The organism is Edaphobacter sp. FHG110511_03, from assembly GCF_059115365.1.
The window spans coordinates 992,875-1,011,572 of record NZ_JBZYWL010000001.1; the positions used below are offsets into that span (position 1 = coordinate 992,875).

Genomic DNA, 18,698 nt, shown 5'->3' on the forward strand with positions numbered 1-18,698 from the left:
GGCTATGGACAGAATTAAGAACAAGGTCGCGATTGTTACGGGTGGAGCTAACGGGATCGGCCGGGCGATCTGCGAACTGTTTGCCGAGGAAGGCGCCTGGGTGTTGATCGCCGATGTCGATGAGGCCAGGGGGAAGGAACTGGCGGCAACGATACGATCGAAAGGCGGAGAGGCGGAGTTCTGCCGGACCGATGTAACCCGAGAAGACGACGTTAAGCGTGCTGTGGCGATGGCTGCGGAGCACAACGGTCGTGTCGATATCCTGTGCAACAATGCGGCCTATCTCTCTCCGGACTTCCATGCCGCTCTGGAGTCGACGGAGAAGGAATGGCGCGGTTGCATCGATGTGGCCTTGCTGGGAACACATTCGTTTACCAAGGCTGCGCTGCCCTACATGATCGGCCAGAAGCAGGGATCGATTGTGAATATTGTGTCCATTCAGGGAATGGAGGGCATGATGACCTCGGTTGCATACACTGCGACGAAGGCGGCGTTGCTGGGCTATTGCATGAGCGTCTCGTACGACTACGGTCCGCATAACGTTCGAATCAATTCACTTTGCCCTGGCCCCATCCAGACGCGTATCTCAGCCGATCCAGGAGATCCGCATTTCCAGTGGCAGTGCGACCAGACGACGCTTGGCCGCGTTGGCTATCCCCGGGAAGTGGCGTGGGCCGCGTTGTTTCTGGCCTCCGAGGAGGCTTCCTTCATTACTGGCATCACCCTGCCAGTAGATGGCGGATGGACGTCGAGTTCTGCGCGGAAACGTTCGTAACGAGCGTTGAGAGTTTTGTAAAGACGCACCGCAACAGGAGAGATCCATGACCTTGAAGATGTCGTACTTGTTTGCTTTGGTATTTACTCTGGCGGTGAGTTCTGCCTCGTACTCGCAGGCGCGTACTGCGACGCTGGACCTGAAGTTTGACAAGCCGATGGGACCTGTTGCGATGGACCACATCTCCCTGGGGCAGGGTGGTTTGTCAGAGTATCCGATGTGGGACAACCGGATCGCGGAGGTCCGTGCTCTACATCCCCAGCTGATTCGATTGTTTGTGCAGGAGTATTTCGACGTGTTGCCTGCAAGTGACAATTATCATTTCGACACGCTGGATCAATCGGTGGACGAGATTCTTAAAGCCGGCGCGAAGCCGCTGATGTCCATTGCGATCAAACCGAAGGTATTGTTTCCAGTGGTCGATGAGAAGATCGTCGATCCGCAGGATTATGCAAAGTGGGAGGAGTTGATCTTCCAGATGGTGAGCCACTATAAGGCGCGCGGCCTGGAGGGTCTCTATTGGGAGGTCGCGAATGAGCCCGATATCGGCGAGACCGGCGGCTCCCCTTACTTTTTTACGGCTGAAAACTATCCGCGTTACTATCAACACACGGTGGCGGCGATCCTTCGAGCGGATCCACGGGCCCATGTGGGCGGTCCTGCACTTGCTGGGTGGAAGTCTCCGATTCTCCCTGCCTTGCTCGCATTTTGCGACAGGGAAAAAGTCCCGCTAAGTTTCGTGTCGTGGCATATCTATGACAGTGATCCAATAGCTGTCGAGGGCACGATCAAGAGCGTGAAAGCTCTTATCGCCAAACATCCATCGCTGCATCCCGAGACCATTCTCGATGAGTGGAATATGGCTCTGACTGTCCCTCCCACCGATGTTCGGATTCAACCTGCCTTCGTTGTTGAGACGGCGTGGCGGATGAAGGAGCAAGGCCTGGACTATTCCTGTTACTACCATATTCGCGACTATCATGTGGACCGTGACCGGTTCGCGGCGTTCTTCTCGCTGCGAGGCGCGTCGTTCATGGCGAGTTGGTGGAATCGGATGCCACAGTACTCGGGGCTCTTCGACTACCAGGACAGGGTGAGGCCCGCATACTTCGCGTTTTTGCTAATGTCGCGCGCCACAGGACAAAGGCTCGGAGCCGACTCCAACGACACCTCGGTTCATGCTTTTCTCTCTTACGATGAGTCTTACGGAATTTACAACCTTCTGTTGTGGAACTACTCCGCGACGCCCGTGAGTGTCGACCTGAATGCTCATGGTCTCCCAGTCGTCATGGTGGCAAAGCGTCGCTCGCTGGATGCGGCAGCCCCGTCGGATGATGAGAATGTGCGTCTGCGGCCGATGCCGGATGTCGCGCTCAAGCCGGGAGAGAAGATTCAGCAGGTCCGTCTGGAACCTTATGGCATTGAGTCCTGGTCTTTAGAGCCTAGGACCAGATGAAAACAAAAGCGACTCTGATCGTTCCCGGCTACGCGCGAGACTCTTGCCGGGACGATCTCTTTAAGCTGTCGCGCAGAAGAGTTATTCGAAGAAGCCCAGCCATGTTCTGACTGCGCGGTTGTGTTTCGCCAGCGCTCCAAATGGTTACAGCACACCGTACTTTGCGAACACATCTTTGAGATAGGCACCTCGAAGGAGATCAGCGCGACTTCCGTTTTCTTTCGATACCTTGTCTGTAGCAAGTTGGATGACCCGAGGAAGAACCGCAGCCGGAATTGCGACGACACCGTCGTAGTCGGCGAAGATAAGATCGCCAGGGCGGACATAGGCGCCGGCGCATTCGATGGGGACGTTATAGTCGACGATGGCGCCGCGGCCTTTTGAATCGACGGGCTTGATGCCGCGTGCGAAGACGGGGAAGCCCAACTCCTGGATCTTGCGAACATCCCGTACAAGTCCTTCGATGACGGCTCCGCGCGCACCCCTGACATACGCTGCAGTAGAGAGCAGCTCTCCCCAGGGCGCATTCTGCAGAGAGCCCCCTGTCGATGCGATAACCACTTCTCCGGGAAGGACGGAATCGAGGGCGGCAATCTCCATTGCATATGGCTCCGCGGGAATATAGTCCATGTCGACACAGGAGAAGGTGCGGGCCCATCCGGCAAATCGATCGGCAGGGGAGAGCGGGCGCATAAATTCCCGCAGGACCTGATCCCTGTGTCCTAATTCATCCAAGGAGTCTGAGATGACAGCTGTGTACAGGTTCTCTTCCATGTGCTTGAACAGGTCAAGATCTGTTTGGGTCGCGGGATGTCCCGAGATACGAGTGGTTTGATTGTCCATGCGCCCAGACTAGTTCCAAATTATGAGTGAAAGTTAAAGGAGTGTGTTGCTGGTTCTTGAATCATCCGATACCGAGGACAGTTCACGGATGGAGTTGAGATTCAATTTGGCGGAGCGATTTCGGTGACGTGTTCGACTGCGTCGATGTGTCGCTCGATGCTAAGAGGGCTGAGATGGTTGGAGAGGGCTTGCGCGGTTTCCTTGACGCGGGCAGCCTTCAGCGCGATGTCTTCGAGCTGAGCCTTGGCTCCCGAGACGCTGATCGCCGCCACGACTTCGCCTCGACTGTTGTAGACGGGTGCTCCAATGCAGCGGACTCCAATCTCCTCTTCTTCGTCATCGACGGCATAGCCAAGTTGCTGGACCTCATCGCAGGCCATGCGCAGCTTTCGCATGGAGCGGATGGTGTTGTCGTTATAGCGTATAAGCCCCTGTCTCTGGATCATGCAGGCGAGCTGATCCTCAGGGAGAGGTGCGATAAGGACCTTGCCGAGTGCGGTACAGTGTAGCCCCATGCGCTTGCCGACCCAGGTTGCCAATCTTGGCGCGCCAGGAGGTTCGATGCGGTCGATGAGGATTGCCTCTCCTTCTTCCAGGATGGCAAGGTGCACCGTCAAGCCGCTGTTCTGCATGAGTTGATAAAGAATCGGCGAAGCTTTTCCGCGAAGGCTCACTCCAGAGAGTGCCATCTTCGCAAGCGCATGGAGTCGAAAACCCAGCCGGTAGCGCCCAGTCTCTTCGTCGCGCTGGACATACCCGCAGCGCTGAAAAGTGAGGAGCAGTGCATGAGCAGTGCTTCGCGGAAGCTGAAGCTTCTGGGTCAGATGCGATAAGGTGACACCGTTCCGGGACTTGGCGAGGTGCTCCAACATCAAAAGGCCTCGTTCCAACGCCGGCACGGATTGTGTCCTGGGAGCGGTCAGAGAATCCATAGCGCACTATACCGTGAATACAGCGCATAAAAATAGATGCCTATTCCTGATATTGTCCGGCTAATCGGACAATATCTTCTCGATGGGTGAAATCCGAGAGTAATGGGGTTGCGGTGATCATGCGCGGTTGGCTATCGGCGACGGCCGACACTTCAATCGGCTCCGGTGGGACGACGAAAGTTCGACTCCGACGGGTCGGATGGATTCACTCGTTTTTTTGGAAGCTATGTCAATCAAGACCGTGATGCGTTGCAGAATTACTTTCACGCACTGCCATTAGAAGCCCGCCGGTGAAGATACAACCGTGCAAATAGGAGACAGCGATGAAACGAGTCATGATCTTGATGTCACTGCTGTTCGCCATGTCTGGCATATTGCCAGCCCAGATCGCGAACGAAGGTGGTGTTCTTGGAGTTGTGGCGGACCGAAGCGGAGCTACGATCTCGGACGCCGCAGTGACCGCGAAGAACCTGGAGACTGGATTTACAAAAGAAGCGAAGACTGATTCGACGGGTACCTTTGAAGTTCTGGGTTTGCCCATTGGTCCCTATACCGTGACTGTGTCCATGCAGGGTTTCAAGACATGGACAGTTACCAATATGGTGCTGGCGGTCGGCCAACGCAGCAGACTTTCACCTGTGCTGGAGATTGGAGACGTAAGCGAACGCGTCAACGTTCAGGCGGACTCAGAGCAGTTGCAGACAGAAAACGCGTCTGTCGATACGGTTGTGCAGCAAAAGCAGATTCGTGATCTTCCGTTGAATGGAAGGAACGCGATTCAGTTGGTCAGCCTTGCACCAGGTATGCAGTACACCGGACAGGCAGGAGGGCAGTTCGGGGCGGAGCGAGGGTCCACGGTGCAGGGTGTTGGAATCCAGAGCGGACAGACGCAATTTACGCTCGACGGATTCAACTCGAATGGTGGCATGGACGAAGGTGCCGTCGGCATTCCAAGCGTTGACGCCATTGCGGAGTTCAATGTGAAGGCGTCGGGGTTCAGCGCGGAGTATGGGCGTAATCCGCTGCAGGTTCTCCTGGTCACCAAGGCTGGAACGAACTCGTATCATGGTACGGTTTGGGAGTTTGCAAGAAACAGCGCGTTTTCAGCGACCAATCATTTTGCGGTGACGAAGCCCAAGCTGATTCAGAACCAGTTCGGAGCGGCGGGCGGTGGTCGTATCCTACGTAACCGAACGTTCTTCTTTGGGAGTTTCGAAGCCCTGCGTATTCGCCAGGACCAGATCTTCAACAATACGGTTCCGACAGATGCAATGAGGAAGGGAGACTTCTCTGCGGTTGCCACGCCGATCATCGATCCGCTTACCGGGGTGAAGTTCGCTGGAAACCAGATTCCTGCTTCGCGCATTGATTCGGCGGCGACATTCTTTCTTCCGTACATTCAGCAGGCGAATGGAGCGGACGGACGTTACCATGCCAATGCACCTACCAAAACCGATAACAGCTCGGCCACTGTGAGGATCGACCACTCCATTACGGACAAGCAGCATATCTATGGCCGATGGATTCGATATAACAGTCCGCAGTTGTTCTACGGCTATGGCCCTGAGTATTTCGAGACGAACACGACGACGCAGAACAGCTTTGGCGTGAATTATCTCTACACGATTACGCCAAGAACGATCTTCACGATCTCAGTTGGACGTCAGGGGTCGAACAATACGTTTATCAGCCCTCAGGCCGGAGTTGCAAACCTAACCGAACAGGCTGGGATTCAGGGATTTTCGACACCCGGCCGGGAAAGTGCAATCGGTTTGCCGACAGCCATGATCAGCGGTTATACGGGGTTTGCTCATCTGTGGGGTGTTAACGGCCGCCTTTGGTCGCATAGTTGGAATGGGAAGACGAGCGTCAACCTTCTCCGCGGTAAGCATCTGATCGATATTGGCTATGAGTACGACAACCGTAGCGTGTACGGTGCGCATGCATCCTTCGCCGCAAGTGGCAATTTCACCTTCAACGGCCAATATACGGGGGATGGTTTCGCGGACTACCTTCTTGGCTACACGTCTGCTGCAGCTCGAGACTATCCGTTGGCACCATTTGGCCAACAGCGAGCACCCTATTCTGCATGGTTTGTTGAGGACACATATAAGATCTCTTCCACGCTCACACTTGACCTTGGACTTCGCTATGATCGATGGTTCGGAAAGCGGGGGTTGTATGGAAATGCGGCCACGTTCGATCCTACGCTCGGAAAGGTGATTGCCGGAGTAGATCAAGATGGCAACGTGAATCTTACAGCGCAACCAGAGGCGAAGTATCTCGCTGCGTCTACGGCGGCGCTCTGGGTTCCTGCGAACAAGGTCAATATCCCGTCGGGACTTTTTCAGTCGAATGGATTCCTGTCGCCACGAGTTGGGTTCGCGTGGCGTCCGTCATTCGTCAATGACCTGGTGATTCGCGGATCGTATGGCATCTTCGCCAGCAGCTTCCAGGGAAATATTGCAGCTTCGTCCATTGTTGGTCCACCGTACTGGGGCTACGAGACGCCAAGCTATAGTGCACAATCACTGCAGAAGTGGCAGACGGCGTTCTCCGCGATCCCTACGGATTTCGCCACGCCGGGTGTTGCCGCTCCTGCTTGGAACGTCATTCCGCAGAAGACGCATGAGTGGAACGTGGCGATACAGCAGGCCCTTCCATTCCAGTCTTCTCTCACTCTTTCGTATGTGGGAAACCACATCGCTGACGGAATCTCGGGCCAATCGTACGACGATGTTCCCGCTGGAAATTACCCCGATCTACAGGCAGCGAGACCGTACCCTCTGTTGAGCGGGATCGTGCTTTACCAGAATATGGGTAAATCCTGGTACAACGGCCTGCAGGCTAAGCTGGAGCGCCGCTTCTCTAACGGACTTAGTTATACAGGCTCGTATGCGTTCAGCAAACTGATGGTCGACAACCTGGCGTCGTGCATTTACTGCAATGTTCAACCATTTACGCCGCCTGGATATAACCGCGGACGTTCCAGCAATGACCATCGCCACATTCTTACCGTCAATACTGTGTACGAGGTGCCCTTCGGACGCGGGAAGAAGTATGGTACCGATATGAACCGCTTACTTGATGCCGGAATAGGGGGGTGGGAGATCACTGGCATCTACTCCTTTATTTCGGGAGCGCCATTGACGTTCGATGTTCCTGGCGCCACGTTAGGGAACGGATATGACACGAGGCCAAACCTTGTCGGCTCGCTGGCCGCGCCAAACAAGGGAGCGGCGGCATGGTTCAACGCATCCGCGCTCGCGGCGCCCGCGTCCTATGCTTATGGCAATTCCGGTATGGGGATTCTGGACGCACCGGCATTCCGCGGCCTGGACATGGCGCTGCTGAAGAACTTCCACATCACGGAGCCGACCTACTTCCAATTCCGGTGGGAGGTCTTCAACGTTCCCAACGTGACCAATCTGGATGCGCCAAATGTATCGATCGGTCAGTCGACGACGGGGCAGATATTCTCTGCTCAAGCCGCGCGACAGATGCAGCTTGGTCTGAAGCTGATCTTCTGATAGATCATGTTCGAAGAGCCGCCGGTTCATAACCGGCGGCTCTTTCTTTTTGAATGAGGATTATTCTGTTATCTGTTGGCGATTGAAGCATCGCGGGCGATGACGTAGAGGGTGAGGCCTTGCTGGCAGCTTGCGGCTGCGCACATCATGATGAGGACGCCATCCTGGTGTGCCCTCAATTCCAAAGGATCTGCGGTGTGGTCGGAGAAGTCGTGTAAACGGCCCACCAGTTGGCCGTGTTTCACCTCATCTCCGAGATCAACAAGAGGCTCCCATATTCCTGGACGAGGGCAGGAAAGATAGTCCTCGAGATTGCGAGCATCGACGAGGCGTGGGGTCGAAGGGCGAGACGGATCGATCTTGAGGATCTCTCCGCTAAGCATGTCGTAGTACTTGAGCACATTCCGAATTCCTTCGAAGGCGTGAAAAACACCTTTGCGATTGACGCCTTCGCCAAAGCCGAATTCGCCTCCGATCGCGATCTTTCCTTCTGCTTCTGCTTCATCGGTGAGAAGGCCGGAGGCCATCTGGCTGGAGTAGATCAGCTGGAACGGAAGATCGAAGAGGGATGCGACTTTGGCGATCTCATCAAACTGCTCTGGATCAGGTACCGGATGAAAGGAGGTGCACAGGGCGAAGCCACCTTCGCGGCCGCCTGCGTGGATATCGACAACGACGCGCACCAGAGGAAAGATGTAGCGCTTGACGAAGTCCGCAATGCGATAGGAGATGGTGCCACGCGCGTTGCCGGGAAAGGCCCTGTTCATGTTGACACCGTCGAGCGGCGAAATCCTCTGGTTCGCCGCGCAAGCGCTCTCGCTCAACTGCGGCATCAGAATAATTTTCCCGCTGACCTCGGTGGGATCGAGCTCCTGACAGAGACGTTTAACCGCAACCTGTCCCTCCCATTCGTTTCCATGGGTCCCCCCGAAGGCTGCCAGGCCGTGTGGAGTGGTAGAGGCTTTGCCGTCACGATAGCCATTGATGATGGTGATAGGGACAAGAGAACTCCCCCATCCTGAATCAAAGTGGAAGGCTAAGCGGTAGTGGGTCTTTCCAGGTTTGTCAAAGTCAATTTGTGATGGATGGTGAATGACGGTCGTTGACATAGTTTGATCTCACTGTCCATGGTAACGAAGCATATGCACCGGACATCGCGGTCAGGTCGGTGTGGATCGTGTCTATCCAGTCCTTCGGATACTTTGGTAGATCTTGCCTGTGCGCTCACCGCTGTCCTGGTCGTGGGGATGCTAGATTGGCTTCAACCGAATTTAGCGTTTCGTCATCCGCTTTGCGCGTTGTGAGGCGGTCGCCTGGTACAAGTTCGTACGGAAGGCGGCATGCAAGAATGCGGATTAAAACAGAGGAGACTTCGTGAACCCTGGGTACCTCTACATGCTGCTTTCGCTCACCTCGTTTGGGATGATCGGAATCTTCGCCAAGCTTGCGGACACGCGCGGGTGCAGGCCTAGTGCGGTGTATACCCTCGCCTACGCTTGGTCGATGCTCTTCAGCGCTCTCTTTGTTGTGCTGTTTCGAGGCGGATCGTTTGCTGTTCCTGGAATTGTTTATGCCGTTGCCTTGCCGTTCGGAGTTGCGAGTGCAATTGGCGGAATCGTCTTCATGTCGGGCATTCGGTATGGGAAGATCTCGACCAGTTGGCTGATCATCAACCTGTCCGCTGCGATCCCGGCGATTGGCTCAGTTCTTTTCTATGGGGAGCCGGTAAACCCCAGGAAGATTGTTGTCCTCCTGCTGGCAGTGGCATCGATGCTGCTGCTTTGGAAGGACAAGCAGGATGATGAGCGGTTGCAGGCGGCACAGGCGCAGACGGAGAAGCCGCAATGAACCGTCAACTTACGTGGCTTCGACTGATGATCATCGCGTTTATTGCGAACGGCATCGGTCCATTCGGTCTGAAAGTGATGGCAGAGAAAGGTCTCTCGGACCGATATCACTACCAATACCTGCTTTGGTGGTACGCCGGCGGACTTGCATTTGCCCTGACGGCATTTCTGATAACGCGAAGCCGGTTCTATTCGAGAGAGGTTATCTTCGCCTTTGGAATTGGGATCGGCAGCTTCGGAGGCCAGCTTTTTAGTCTGATGGCATTGGAGCGGGGTGTGCCGGGCTACATCGTATTTCCCGCAACTACGGGAGGAAATCTCTTTCTCGTAGCCGCCGCGGGGGTTCTTCTCTTCCGTGAACGGATTGGAAAATATGGAGTCGCTGGAATCGTGATCGGAATTCTATCGCTGGTGTTGCTGAGCGTTGGGTAATTTCGTTGATGGCTCCTCATCGTGGGGCAAAATCTCCATCTGCAACGACCAGTGCACAGAGGCGCCCGGCGGGATGGACTGATACGCGTCGGGTGCGAGCTCATCAAGAAGATCAGTTGGGGAGGTGCACGGTTCGAGAGCAATGCAACGAAAGCGTTTTTCGCTATCAGTCGGAAACCCGTAGTTGTTAAACCAGATACCGAGTGCCGGGAGCTGGTTCAAATCGAAAGTAAAGCGCAGGGAATATGCGGGTTGACGTAAGAGACACCAGCCTTCACTCAGTCCAGAGACGAAGACTTTCAACGTCTTGCCTGAGGGAAGAAAATCCCGTGAAAGATCGGTGTCCTTCCACATCGGCCACGAATAGCTTCCGCCGTCCAAAGGAAATGTTCGTAGCTGTGGTTCGCCTGGCGGCAGTATTACCTCGTACTCGCCTTCGACGGAGATCAGGGGATGTGCCGACCATAGGTAGCGTATTGGCGCTTCACCGTGATTATGTACGAGATAGATTGACTCCAGGATGCGCTCCGAGAGAAACCGTGTCGTCTTGGTGGCAGTGTAGGGAAGCGTTGTACTGGACCGCTTCATCGAGACTTCGCGCTTATCAATATTGGTGACTTCCCAGATGCCATGCGTCCACTCTCCGAGATCGGGAAGATGCAGAGACGACCATGGAGCATCGGGATATTGGCCCGCCGCGACATTCGGAAAGCAGTCATCCATCCCGCTGGTGTCATGCTGCAGCCAGTCACCTTCGGCTGGAATTGTACGGTAGGGGCGTTGCGGAGGAACGAAATACTCCCGGCCTGAGAACTTGTTGCGGATCTGCGCAATCTTGCCGCCAACCTCGGGCAGGATCGCAACAACAAGATCAGACGACTCAATCTGCAGCAAATGAAATTCCTTTTATCTGGATTCGTCGCACCCGAAGCCATTTGCCGGGATTGGCTTTCATTCTATGGATGCGCATAGTCTCTGGCGTCCGCGCTAATAAATTCTCTCAGTGTTTCATCCAGCCAATCGGATTGGAAGGGGTTGTGATGCTTCCGTCTCAGTTCCTGGGCGCACTTAAAAGAGGAAGATGGAAGTGATCTATCAGCTGAGGTTAGTGCCCAATGCTGTTGTCAATTTTTGGAGTTCGAACTTTTTCAAAGAGGCTGCTGGATTGGAGCCGCCAACGGAGTGGGATCTCCTGCGGAGCAACGATCGCACTTATTCTTTTATGTGGGGGGAGCCTTCGTGCGCAGTCGCGGGAGGCGCTTACAGTTCGCCTTTCTTTGGGCCAGACGGCTTCGAAACGTGAACCATTCCATGTTCGTCTCGTGATGGAAGGCGGCGTGACGGTCCGTGGTGAAAGTTTATGGCAAGGCACTGCCGGGGCAGGACATGTAGAGACGCAGACGTTTGAGCTTGCTTATCCAAAGATGGACGTCAAGCCGCTACAGGACCTCCACGTCATATGGGCCGATTTGATTGCTCACTCCGACGCTGATACCGCGGCGCGACTTCTGGGCGATCCTGCAGCTCGTATCGATTCGCGCCGGATCAGGGTGGAACTTAATGCGGAAGGCACGCGCGGTTTTACCCTGACCATCGACCAGTTGGTACGGAATAAGACGTTTTGGATTCCTTCGCTCGATATGTATCTCTCGACGGGAGCGAAATCTGTTTCGTTTGCCGAGTATCAGAGCACATCTGCTCCATACAGAGGTGGCCGCGTGCTCGACCGGGTGCAACGCGACCCGGAGGCCAGCTACGAACAGTTCAAACAGCGATGGGAGAATATGGGAAGCCCCGCCTATACCCACCCTGTACAAGAGGGACCGGGGCACATCGTCGGTCTCGCGTGGGATAGTGCTATTCCGAAGTTCGGGATCGATCGCGGAGCCGGTGTCTGGAACGACTATGGAAATCCCGATCGATTTCGGTTCTGGTTTGGCTTCGGTAACCTCGCCGACGGAATCATTCCTTACTGGAAGAGCCAGACCTTGGCGGAAGGGCTTCCAGTGATGACGACGCTCTTCGAGCGTGAGAATGTTCTTTATGAGGTTGAGCAATTCGCTTATCCCCTGAACGGTCCGCCGCAGAAAAGGACGGGCGACCTAAAGATGGTGTTGCTGCAGCGGGTGCGGCTGACTGACCTTACAGGCGTGGCACACACGATTCCTGTGACGATGTCGCATGAACGCTTTCTGTCATTGCAGGGAGACACGGATGTTGTGAGTGAGTACCGAGATGGAATGCTCGTGCTAAGCGAAGATGCGCGTCGTCACGCAGTCCTGGCCGTCAATGCAAGGGGAGAGAAGGTTGATTGGGTAGGCGTCTACGAGCGAGGTCAGAAGTCGAAACGTGTAGACGTTACGGTCTCAATTGATTTACCTGCTCGTGGTACACGCGAGTTCTATGTCACACTTCCTTCGCCGATAGTTGATCAGAAAGACATAGCTGCGTTCGAGGCATTGGACTATGAGAAGGCAAGAACAGAGACGCTGAATTTCTGGTCCGCTTATCTGGCGCAGGGCGCTAAGTTTCATGTACCCGAGCAGGCTGTCAATGATTTGTTCAATGCCAATCTTTGGCATGCCCTGCGTTTGCCTCGAAGACACAGCGACAAGGAGATGGACTTACCCTATTCGAACTTTGCGTATGACCAGACAGGAACTCCGTGGCCGATCAATCAGGCAGTCTATGTCGACTACATGATCTACGGCCTGCGCGGATACAACCAAGTCGCGACAGAAGAGATGGCCGCCATCTTTCGGAATAACCAGGAGTTTAGCGGCCGCGTTGACGGATTTGCACATTGGCATGCCTACACGCCGGGGATGTTGTATTCAGTCGCGCAGAACTATCTGCTCTCGGGCGACCGTGAGAGTTTCGAGCAACTGCTCCCGGAGACGCTGAAGGCGCTGAACTGGTCCATCGCGCAGATTCGCGGGGCCTCGTCGGTCGCTGGTGCAACGGAAGGTCTTGTGGCGGGGCCCCTGAACGACATCACCGGAGTCGGCTACTGGACCTTCAATCAGGCGTATCTGTATGCCGGTGTCGAGATGATGGGCAAAGCACTGACAAAGTACGGAAGCCCACGAGCTTTAGAGTGCAGTAAGGTCGCAGCAGAGTACCGCACTGCAATAGAGCGAGCGGTTCGAGTGTCGACGGTTCGATCTCCCCTGGTGCAGTTGCGAGATCACACGTGGGTTTCTTTCGTTCCATCAGACGCCGATCATGCAGGGAGGAACTATGAGCAGTGGTATCCATCGGATGTGGATACGGGGGTAGCCCATCTTCTCCGATTGAAGGCTTTGCCTGCACAAGGGGAACTGGCCGATGCAATTTTGAATGATCACGAAGATAACCTCTTTTTGCACCAGTGGGGCCTGGCGAATGAACCTGTCTACAGCCAGCAGGCGGCTGCTTATCTGCTTCGCGATGACCCCAAGGCCACGATCCGCACGTTTTACAGCTTGATGGCTGGGGGCTTCAGCCAGGGTGGGTACGAGCCCGTGGAGCACCGATGGCGCTGGGGACAGTATTTTGGCCCGCCAAGTACAGATGGAGCCTGGTTTGAGATCTATCGCAATATGCTCGTCCGTGAATGGGATGATGACACTCTCATTCTTGGACAGGCTACGCCACGAGCATGGTTGCAGGACGGCAAGACGATTACGGTCAGCGGTGCTCCGACCTTGTTCGGAAATATCTCGTTCGAGCTAAGAAGCCATGTCGCCAGTGGTCACATCGAAGCCTTGCTTCGGCTCGATGCGCCAGATCCTGGAAAGACCATTCTGGTTCGCGTGCGTCATCCACAGAACCTACCGATTCGCAACGTGACTGTGAACGGCCAACCGTGGAGCGATTTCGATGCGAACAAAGAGTGGATCAGAATTCCGAATGTAAAGGGAGAGGCCGCCTTTCAAATTGATGCGAGCTATTGACCCTGGAAATAAAGGTGCAAATTTCCTTCCCGTATACAGGATGCAGGGGGTACAGATGCTTGCATCATCCCGGCGTACAGATACCGAACCACTCTAGAATCCGTTGTATGGTTATCAAACTCTCCCATAATCTCTCTGAGTCCACGCCGTTCTACAGTGCGCTACCCGGTCCGCGGCTCGACAGGTTTTACGATCTTGCGAAGGGCGATGGGTGCAACTCGTTTTATCTGACGACCAGTAATCATGCGGGGACACATGTCGATGGACCATTCCATTTCAACCCCCAGGGTAGGAAGATCTCCGAGTACGACCTGTCCGAGCTCATCTTCACAAAGACGGTTGTGATGGATATCCAAGTGTCACCGGACGAATTGATTCTCCCTGAACATCTCGAGGCATCTTCCGCCTGCCGCAGGGATTGCGATCTGCTTATCCTACGTTCGGGGTTCGGAAAGTATCGCACCGACGCAAAGATGTATGTCGATCATTCCCCCGGATTTTCCAAGGCAGCGGCTGATTTTCTCATGCGTCAATTTTCAGACCTCAAGGCACTCGCTGTCGATTTCGTTTCGATCGCGGCGATGTCGCACATGGAGGAAGGTTGCGAGGCGCACCGTGTTTTTCTCGGATGCGAAGAGTATTCGAGCCGGCCAATTCTCTTGATTGAAGATACCAACCTACCGAACCCGCTGCCTGAGCTTGATAAGGTCTACGTCGTTCCATGGCTCTTCGATGGCCTTGACAGTGCACCGTGCGTGATTTTTGCGGAGTGCAGTGATTAGTTGATTTTTGCAAGAACTGCCGTTGACGAGCGGGTGCTTGATCCAGGCTTGGAAGTTGCTGGCACTTATTTCCTAAGACGCCGCAAGAATGAAGCCATCCGCCTAGGCCGCGCCGTGCGTTAAGCCAGGGCGAAGGAACTCGTGAAGTCATCAGGACGCTTGTCCAGCAACTCCTCCTTCAGAGGTAACTTCTTGGCTTATCGAACCAGCATCTCTCCGGCGAAGCGATTTTAAAGGGCTGGTGCCGGCGATTTCAGTGGTCATCACATCTTCGAAAAGTCGCACCCGGGGGCCAGTATCCTGTATCGCTGAAGAATTCAAGCTGGTATCCAATAGCTCTGAATCCAGTACAAAATAACGCTTAATCTGACACTTGCTTAGAGATGGAGGCCGGCAACGCCTCAGACTGTGAGCCAGCATCGTCGTCCGCTTCCGTCAGCACTCATCGGACAAAATAGCGTGACTGTATGGTTTGTCGAACGGCTTTGCGGTGAGATCAGCAAAAGCCGTCGGTAACGTGCGTAACAACTCGCCTGAGTTGTTGAATAGTAAGTAGGGATCTGATCATTGGACTTTTGAAGACAGGATGCGGTACAACCGAGAGCGGTGTAACCAGACCAAATTCCGGGTAGTCAATAATCGGATATTCATTGCATTCGAATTAACTTTCTCCCGCCTGCTCCGTTGCTAATCCAACAACGACGCAATGTAGAGATCCGTCATGTCCGAAATAACTACTGTTCCTCAGACACTGCACACCGACGAAAAAACTACGACTCCTGCCGCTCTGCACACAAGCAACGCCGAACAACTTTCAATCATGCGGATTTCGGCAGACGAAAAAAACAACAACATGTATTGCAAGCTCGAATCCACCACAACCACTAAACCCATTGCCAGCAGGCTTTGATCCTGATCTTGCATATCTTCTTGGCCTGTGTTGTATCGCGGCCGGTGATCAGTACTCTACTTATGTTACAAACACTCCCCAAGGCAAACTGACCGACCCTACAAGTTGGCAAATAAGCATTTCTAAGCTTTCGTATCCCATCCCATTAGAGAATCTGGCGGGGTAAGGGCTACGCCCTTGCCCCACGCTTCAGCCGACGCCTGGCTCAATCGAGGATTACAGGACAATTCACTCATTGAACCGCGACCGACAACGAATCGCTTCCTAAAAGCGCGCTTTTTCGCAAATATCAGTGTTTCTGACATGGCTTCGAGATAGGGCCGCGACGACGAGGAATGTCCGACGATGCGAGTGCGAACCCGGATACAGCTAGCAAACGAACGATCTTCGAATGATGTTGACCTAGGCCTGTTTCTTCGTCTTGGTGCGCTTGTAGGCTTGTACTTCCAGCCGGCAATCCAAGGAGGTTCCGGCGTATGGGGAAGGCTGAGCCTGCGCATCCTGCGTTTTGACAGACGGGACCAGCTGCTGGATCTCGGAAGAAGGCTCGGCAGACGAAGGGACGGGATCGGTGCTTTGTTCTCCAACCGGTCTGAGTGAAGAAGGAACCTCGGACGGACTGAACTCGACGCCATCCTTGGCCATTTGAAGCGCACTTTTTACCAGCAGATTGCGCTTGGAATTGAGCTTGCCGGCGGCAGCCTCACGCTCTGCCTCTGAAGGAAAGCTTTCGTATTTGAGCAGATGGGCCAGCTTGCGATCGAAGAGACCGATCTCCTCGTGAAGAGTGCGGAGCTGGTACTTTCCATGGGGTGGAGTGGACATTGTGAATCCTCCGGGGAATTCTGGTTGCGACATAGGGGTGCTGGCGAACGACGCGAGGCGATCTGCAATCAGAACTTATTAAGATGCAATCTCTTCGGAAGACCAAAAAGGGACGGTCCTCAGGACCGCCCCTTCCATGATTCTTATCTCAGGATTAGAGAGCCTGAACGTTCTCTGCCTGCCAGCCCTTGGGGCCCTTGACGACGTTGAACTGGACGCTCTGGCCTTCCTGGAGCGAACGGAAGCCGTTGCTCTGGATAGCGGAGTGATGCACGAATACATCCTCGCCGTTGGCGCGGCTCAGAAAGCCGAAACCCTTTGCGTCGTTAAACCATTTAACAATTCCCTGTTCCATAACTCGTTCCTTGTGCTGCATGAAATGTACCGCTGAACTCAAAGTGGATTGTTTGCGAGTAGAGGGTAACCAGAACAAGCAAGAACCAGATCGGATTCGACGATCAGTTTCTAGTGTACCATTATCGGCTTCGCGCCGATACCCTCAAGGGCCAGGCGGCCTTTCTGGGCCAGTCTAAGCGGTTCGGGACCGGGACAGGCGCGGCCTGGCCGACTGGAAAAGATAGACAGCCAGGATGGTGATGACAGGTTCCAGAGGATGCCGAAAACGTGCCTGCACGAAGACCGTGTAGTACGGCAGCGGCAGAAGGACGAAGATCCAGGCGAAGAGCCCGGCAGCCGGAACCGAGTGATAAAGCGCCAGCCCCAGGCCGAGAAGTCCCGCCAGGCTGATGAAGCTGTAGCTGATTACCCGGGGAAGCTCAAGCGCCCATGGAGCGTCCGAGGGCACGCTGATCCAGAAGAAATAAAAGCGCTTAATCGTGTTGGCGAGGAAGTGCCGGGGGTGCGCGCGCATATAGTCCCTCGCCAGGTCGCCTCGCATCTTCGCGTACCGGACCTCGCCCATCTCCCTGTAAAGCTGAAGCTGATTGGTCGCCATATTGGGATGGTCATAGACCATCACCCAGCCATTGGAGCCGGGACCATTCCCAAGGTACGTCTCGACCCCGAGATTGCCGCGGATAGGCACGAAGGCGTGAAAGACACGATAGTTGCGGATCTCCCAAGGAGTCAGGCAGAGGATAAAGACGATCCCGGCAAGGACGGCGTTTCGCAGTGCATGAGGACGATTCCACGTGCCGATCAGAATCCAGAGCCCGCAGATGGGAAGAAAGAGCAGCAGCGTGGAGGTCGATAGGGCAATGACCCCCCACACCAGGCCGAAGAGCAGCCACTGGCGCGTCTGGCTGGTACGGGACGAGGCTTCGCCCGTGGCAGGATTTACGTTGATATTTCGCATGCGCAGCGCCAGGACCAGGACGAAGCTGAAGAGAAAGGTCGTCAGCGTCATCTCCCAGATCCAGCGGACCGCATACTGCATGGCTGCGGGGTAGAGCGCCCAAAGCCAGCCTGACCAGACGGCGTTGGTGCGGGAGTAGCAGCGGCAGGCGATCTCCCAGACGGCCATGGCCGTGAATCCCGACAGAACGCAGTTGATGAAGAGCAGGACCCACGCCGAGGCATTCGTGTAGACCCCAAAAAGCTTGAAGACTCCGGCGATCAGCATGGGGTAGGCGGGAGGAACCCATGCCGTGGGACCGGTCGGGCCCATAAAGGTTGGGGCAAACGGATTGGCGTAGCCATGACCGGTGGCAAGGGAGCGCGCGATGCGCCCGGCCTCCCAACCGAACTGAAAGTGGTCGACAAAAGGCCGGATCCGATAGCTGTGCGCCAGCGTCATGTAAAGCACGCGTATCGCAAAGGCGACCCAGAAGAGACGCCATGGTGCCCGAGGATCGCCCTCTGCGCGTGAATCTTCCGCTTTCATCCACGTCCAGAGGCGTTGCAGCATCGTGCTTTGATTCTAGCTTCCCACTCGTCCCTCAAGACCCATATTTGCTTTTTCATGAGCCCCCCGGCGATCATCGCTGAAAGATCGTTGTGGAATGAGGGACCTTTCAGGATGAGTTCGGCCGTACGGATCAGGGTGAAAAAGTTAGTGGAACAGGCGCGGCTTCCGCGCTACTCGCATGTGGGAGAGTATGGCGATCTGGCGGCAGACCTCTACGCCTCCGAGGGCCTTATCCTCGAGCCCGGCGCGACCGCAGCCGTCTCCACCGGCATCGCCATGGAGTTTCCATCCACACACGGTGCGCTCGTCGAAGATCGCTCTGGGCTGGCGCTGAAGGGCATCACCACTCTGGCGGGCGTCATTGATCCCGGATATCGGGGCGAGATCCGCATCGTCATCACGAATCTGGGAGCAGCAGCTGCCGAGGTCAAGCCTGGCGATCGGATCGCCCAGCTCAGAATCGTACAGCGCATCGAAGCTGATTTTGAAGAAGTTGCAGAGCTCGGCGAGGCAGTACGGGGAGCTGGCGGGTTCGGCAGCACCGGCGCGTAAACGAGAAATCTC

16 protein-coding genes are annotated in these 18,698 nt (G+C 55.1%); 9 read left to right on the plus strand and 7 right to left on the minus strand.

The features are described 5' to 3' along the window. Nucleotides 1–4: 4 nt before the first annotated feature. Nucleotides 5–775, plus strand: a complete 771-nt coding sequence (locus AC5S26_RS03975; protein ID WP_494183553.1) for an SDR family NAD(P)-dependent oxidoreductase — start codon at nt 5–7, stop codon at nt 773–775. Nucleotides 776–821: 46 nt separating this feature from the next. After that, nucleotides 822–2,231 (plus strand): GH39 family glycosyl hydrolase, encoded by a 1,410-nt coding sequence (locus AC5S26_RS03980; protein WP_494183554.1) that lies wholly within the window; start codon nt 822–824, stop codon nt 2,229–2,231. A gap of 144 nt (nt 2,232–2,375) precedes the next feature. Here AC5S26_RS03980 and AC5S26_RS03985 read toward each other — a convergent pair whose 3' ends face one another. Then, on the minus strand, nt 2,376–3,074 hold the full coding sequence (locus AC5S26_RS03985) for an RraA family protein (protein WP_494183555.1): 699 nt from the start codon (nt 3,072–3,074) through the stop codon (nt 2,376–2,378). 101 nt (nt 3,075–3,175) lie between these two features. Next, on the minus strand, nt 3,176–4,006 hold the full coding sequence (locus AC5S26_RS03990) for an IclR family transcriptional regulator (RefSeq protein WP_494183556.1): 831 nt from the start codon (nt 4,004–4,006) through the stop codon (nt 3,176–3,178). Nucleotides 4,007–4,329: 323 nt separating this feature from the next. Here AC5S26_RS03990 and AC5S26_RS03995 point away from each other — a divergent pair, with 323 nt between their 5' ends. Further along, nucleotides 4,330–7,536 carry an outer membrane beta-barrel protein gene (locus AC5S26_RS03995; RefSeq protein ID WP_494183557.1) on the plus strand — a complete coding sequence of 1,069 codons (3,207 nt, stop codon included), beginning with the start codon at nt 4,330–4,332 and terminating at the stop codon, nt 7,534–7,536. 68 nt (nt 7,537–7,604) lie between these two features. Here AC5S26_RS03995 and AC5S26_RS04000 read toward each other — a convergent pair whose 3' ends face one another. Continuing rightward, the gene (locus AC5S26_RS04000) at nt 7,605–8,645 is read right to left on the minus strand and encodes a M14 family metallopeptidase (RefSeq protein WP_494183558.1); all 1,041 of its coding nucleotides are present in this window, start codon (nt 8,643–8,645) and stop codon (nt 7,605–7,607) included. A gap of 265 nt (nt 8,646–8,910) precedes the next feature. On the opposite strand from AC5S26_RS04000, the gene AC5S26_RS04005 reads away from it, so the two are divergent. Beyond that, nucleotides 8,911–9,384 carry an EamA family transporter gene (locus AC5S26_RS04005; protein ID WP_494183559.1) on the plus strand — a complete coding sequence of 158 codons (474 nt, stop codon included), beginning with the start codon at nt 8,911–8,913 and terminating at the stop codon, nt 9,382–9,384. Then, nucleotides 9,381–9,815 (plus strand): hypothetical protein, encoded by a 435-nt coding sequence (locus tag AC5S26_RS04010; RefSeq protein ID WP_494183560.1) that lies wholly within the window; start codon nt 9,381–9,383, stop codon nt 9,813–9,815. The genes AC5S26_RS04005 and AC5S26_RS04010 overlap by 4 nt, the downstream gene beginning before the upstream one ends. Here the strand turns inward: AC5S26_RS04010 and AC5S26_RS04015 are convergent. Further along, entirely contained in the window at nt 9,786–10,709 is a 924-nt protein-coding gene (locus tag AC5S26_RS04015) for an aldose epimerase family protein (protein ID WP_494183561.1), read from the minus strand. The genes AC5S26_RS04010 and AC5S26_RS04015 overlap by 30 nt on opposite strands. Before the next feature lie 443 nt (nt 10,710–11,152). On the opposite strand from AC5S26_RS04015, the gene AC5S26_RS04020 reads away from it, so the two are divergent. The 3 genes from AC5S26_RS04020 to AC5S26_RS04030 all read left to right on the plus strand — a co-directional run bounded on the left by AC5S26_RS04020 (nt 11,153) and on the right by AC5S26_RS04030 (nt 15,442). After that, nucleotides 11,153–13,750, plus strand: coding sequence for a hypothetical protein (locus AC5S26_RS04020; protein ID WP_494183562.1), 2,598 nt, complete (start codon nt 11,153–11,155; stop codon nt 13,748–13,750). A gap of 107 nt (nt 13,751–13,857) precedes the next feature. Continuing rightward, a complete protein-coding gene (locus tag AC5S26_RS04025; protein WP_494183563.1) occupies nt 13,858–14,532 on the plus strand; it encodes a cyclase family protein in 675 nt (224 codons plus the stop codon). A 721-nt stretch (nt 14,533–15,253) separates the two neighbouring features. After that, a complete protein-coding gene (locus AC5S26_RS04030; protein ID WP_494183564.1) occupies nt 15,254–15,442 on the plus strand; it encodes a hypothetical protein in 189 nt (62 codons plus the stop codon). Nucleotides 15,443–15,844: 402 nt separating this feature from the next. Here the strand turns inward: AC5S26_RS04030 and AC5S26_RS04035 are convergent, their stop codons facing one another. The 3 genes from AC5S26_RS04035 to AC5S26_RS04045 form a co-directional block, all read right to left on the minus strand. Beyond that, nucleotides 15,845–16,267, minus strand: coding sequence for a hypothetical protein (locus AC5S26_RS04035; protein WP_494183565.1), 423 nt, complete (start codon nt 16,265–16,267; stop codon nt 15,845–15,847). A gap of 154 nt (nt 16,268–16,421) precedes the next feature. Next, nucleotides 16,422–16,622, minus strand: a complete 201-nt coding sequence (locus AC5S26_RS04040; RefSeq protein WP_035350315.1) for a cold-shock protein — start codon at nt 16,620–16,622, stop codon at nt 16,422–16,424. A 174-nt stretch (nt 16,623–16,796) separates the two neighbouring features. Then, nucleotides 16,797–18,134, minus strand: coding sequence for an ArnT family glycosyltransferase (locus AC5S26_RS04045; RefSeq protein WP_494183566.1), 1,338 nt, complete (start codon nt 18,132–18,134; stop codon nt 16,797–16,799). A 111-nt stretch (nt 18,135–18,245) separates the two neighbouring features. Here AC5S26_RS04045 and dut point away from each other — a divergent pair, with 111 nt between their 5' ends. Then, entirely contained in the window at nt 18,246–18,686 is a 441-nt protein-coding gene (gene dut / locus AC5S26_RS04050; protein WP_494183567.1) for a dUTP diphosphatase, read from the plus strand. The last annotated feature ends 12 nt before the right edge of the window (nt 18,687–18,698 follow it).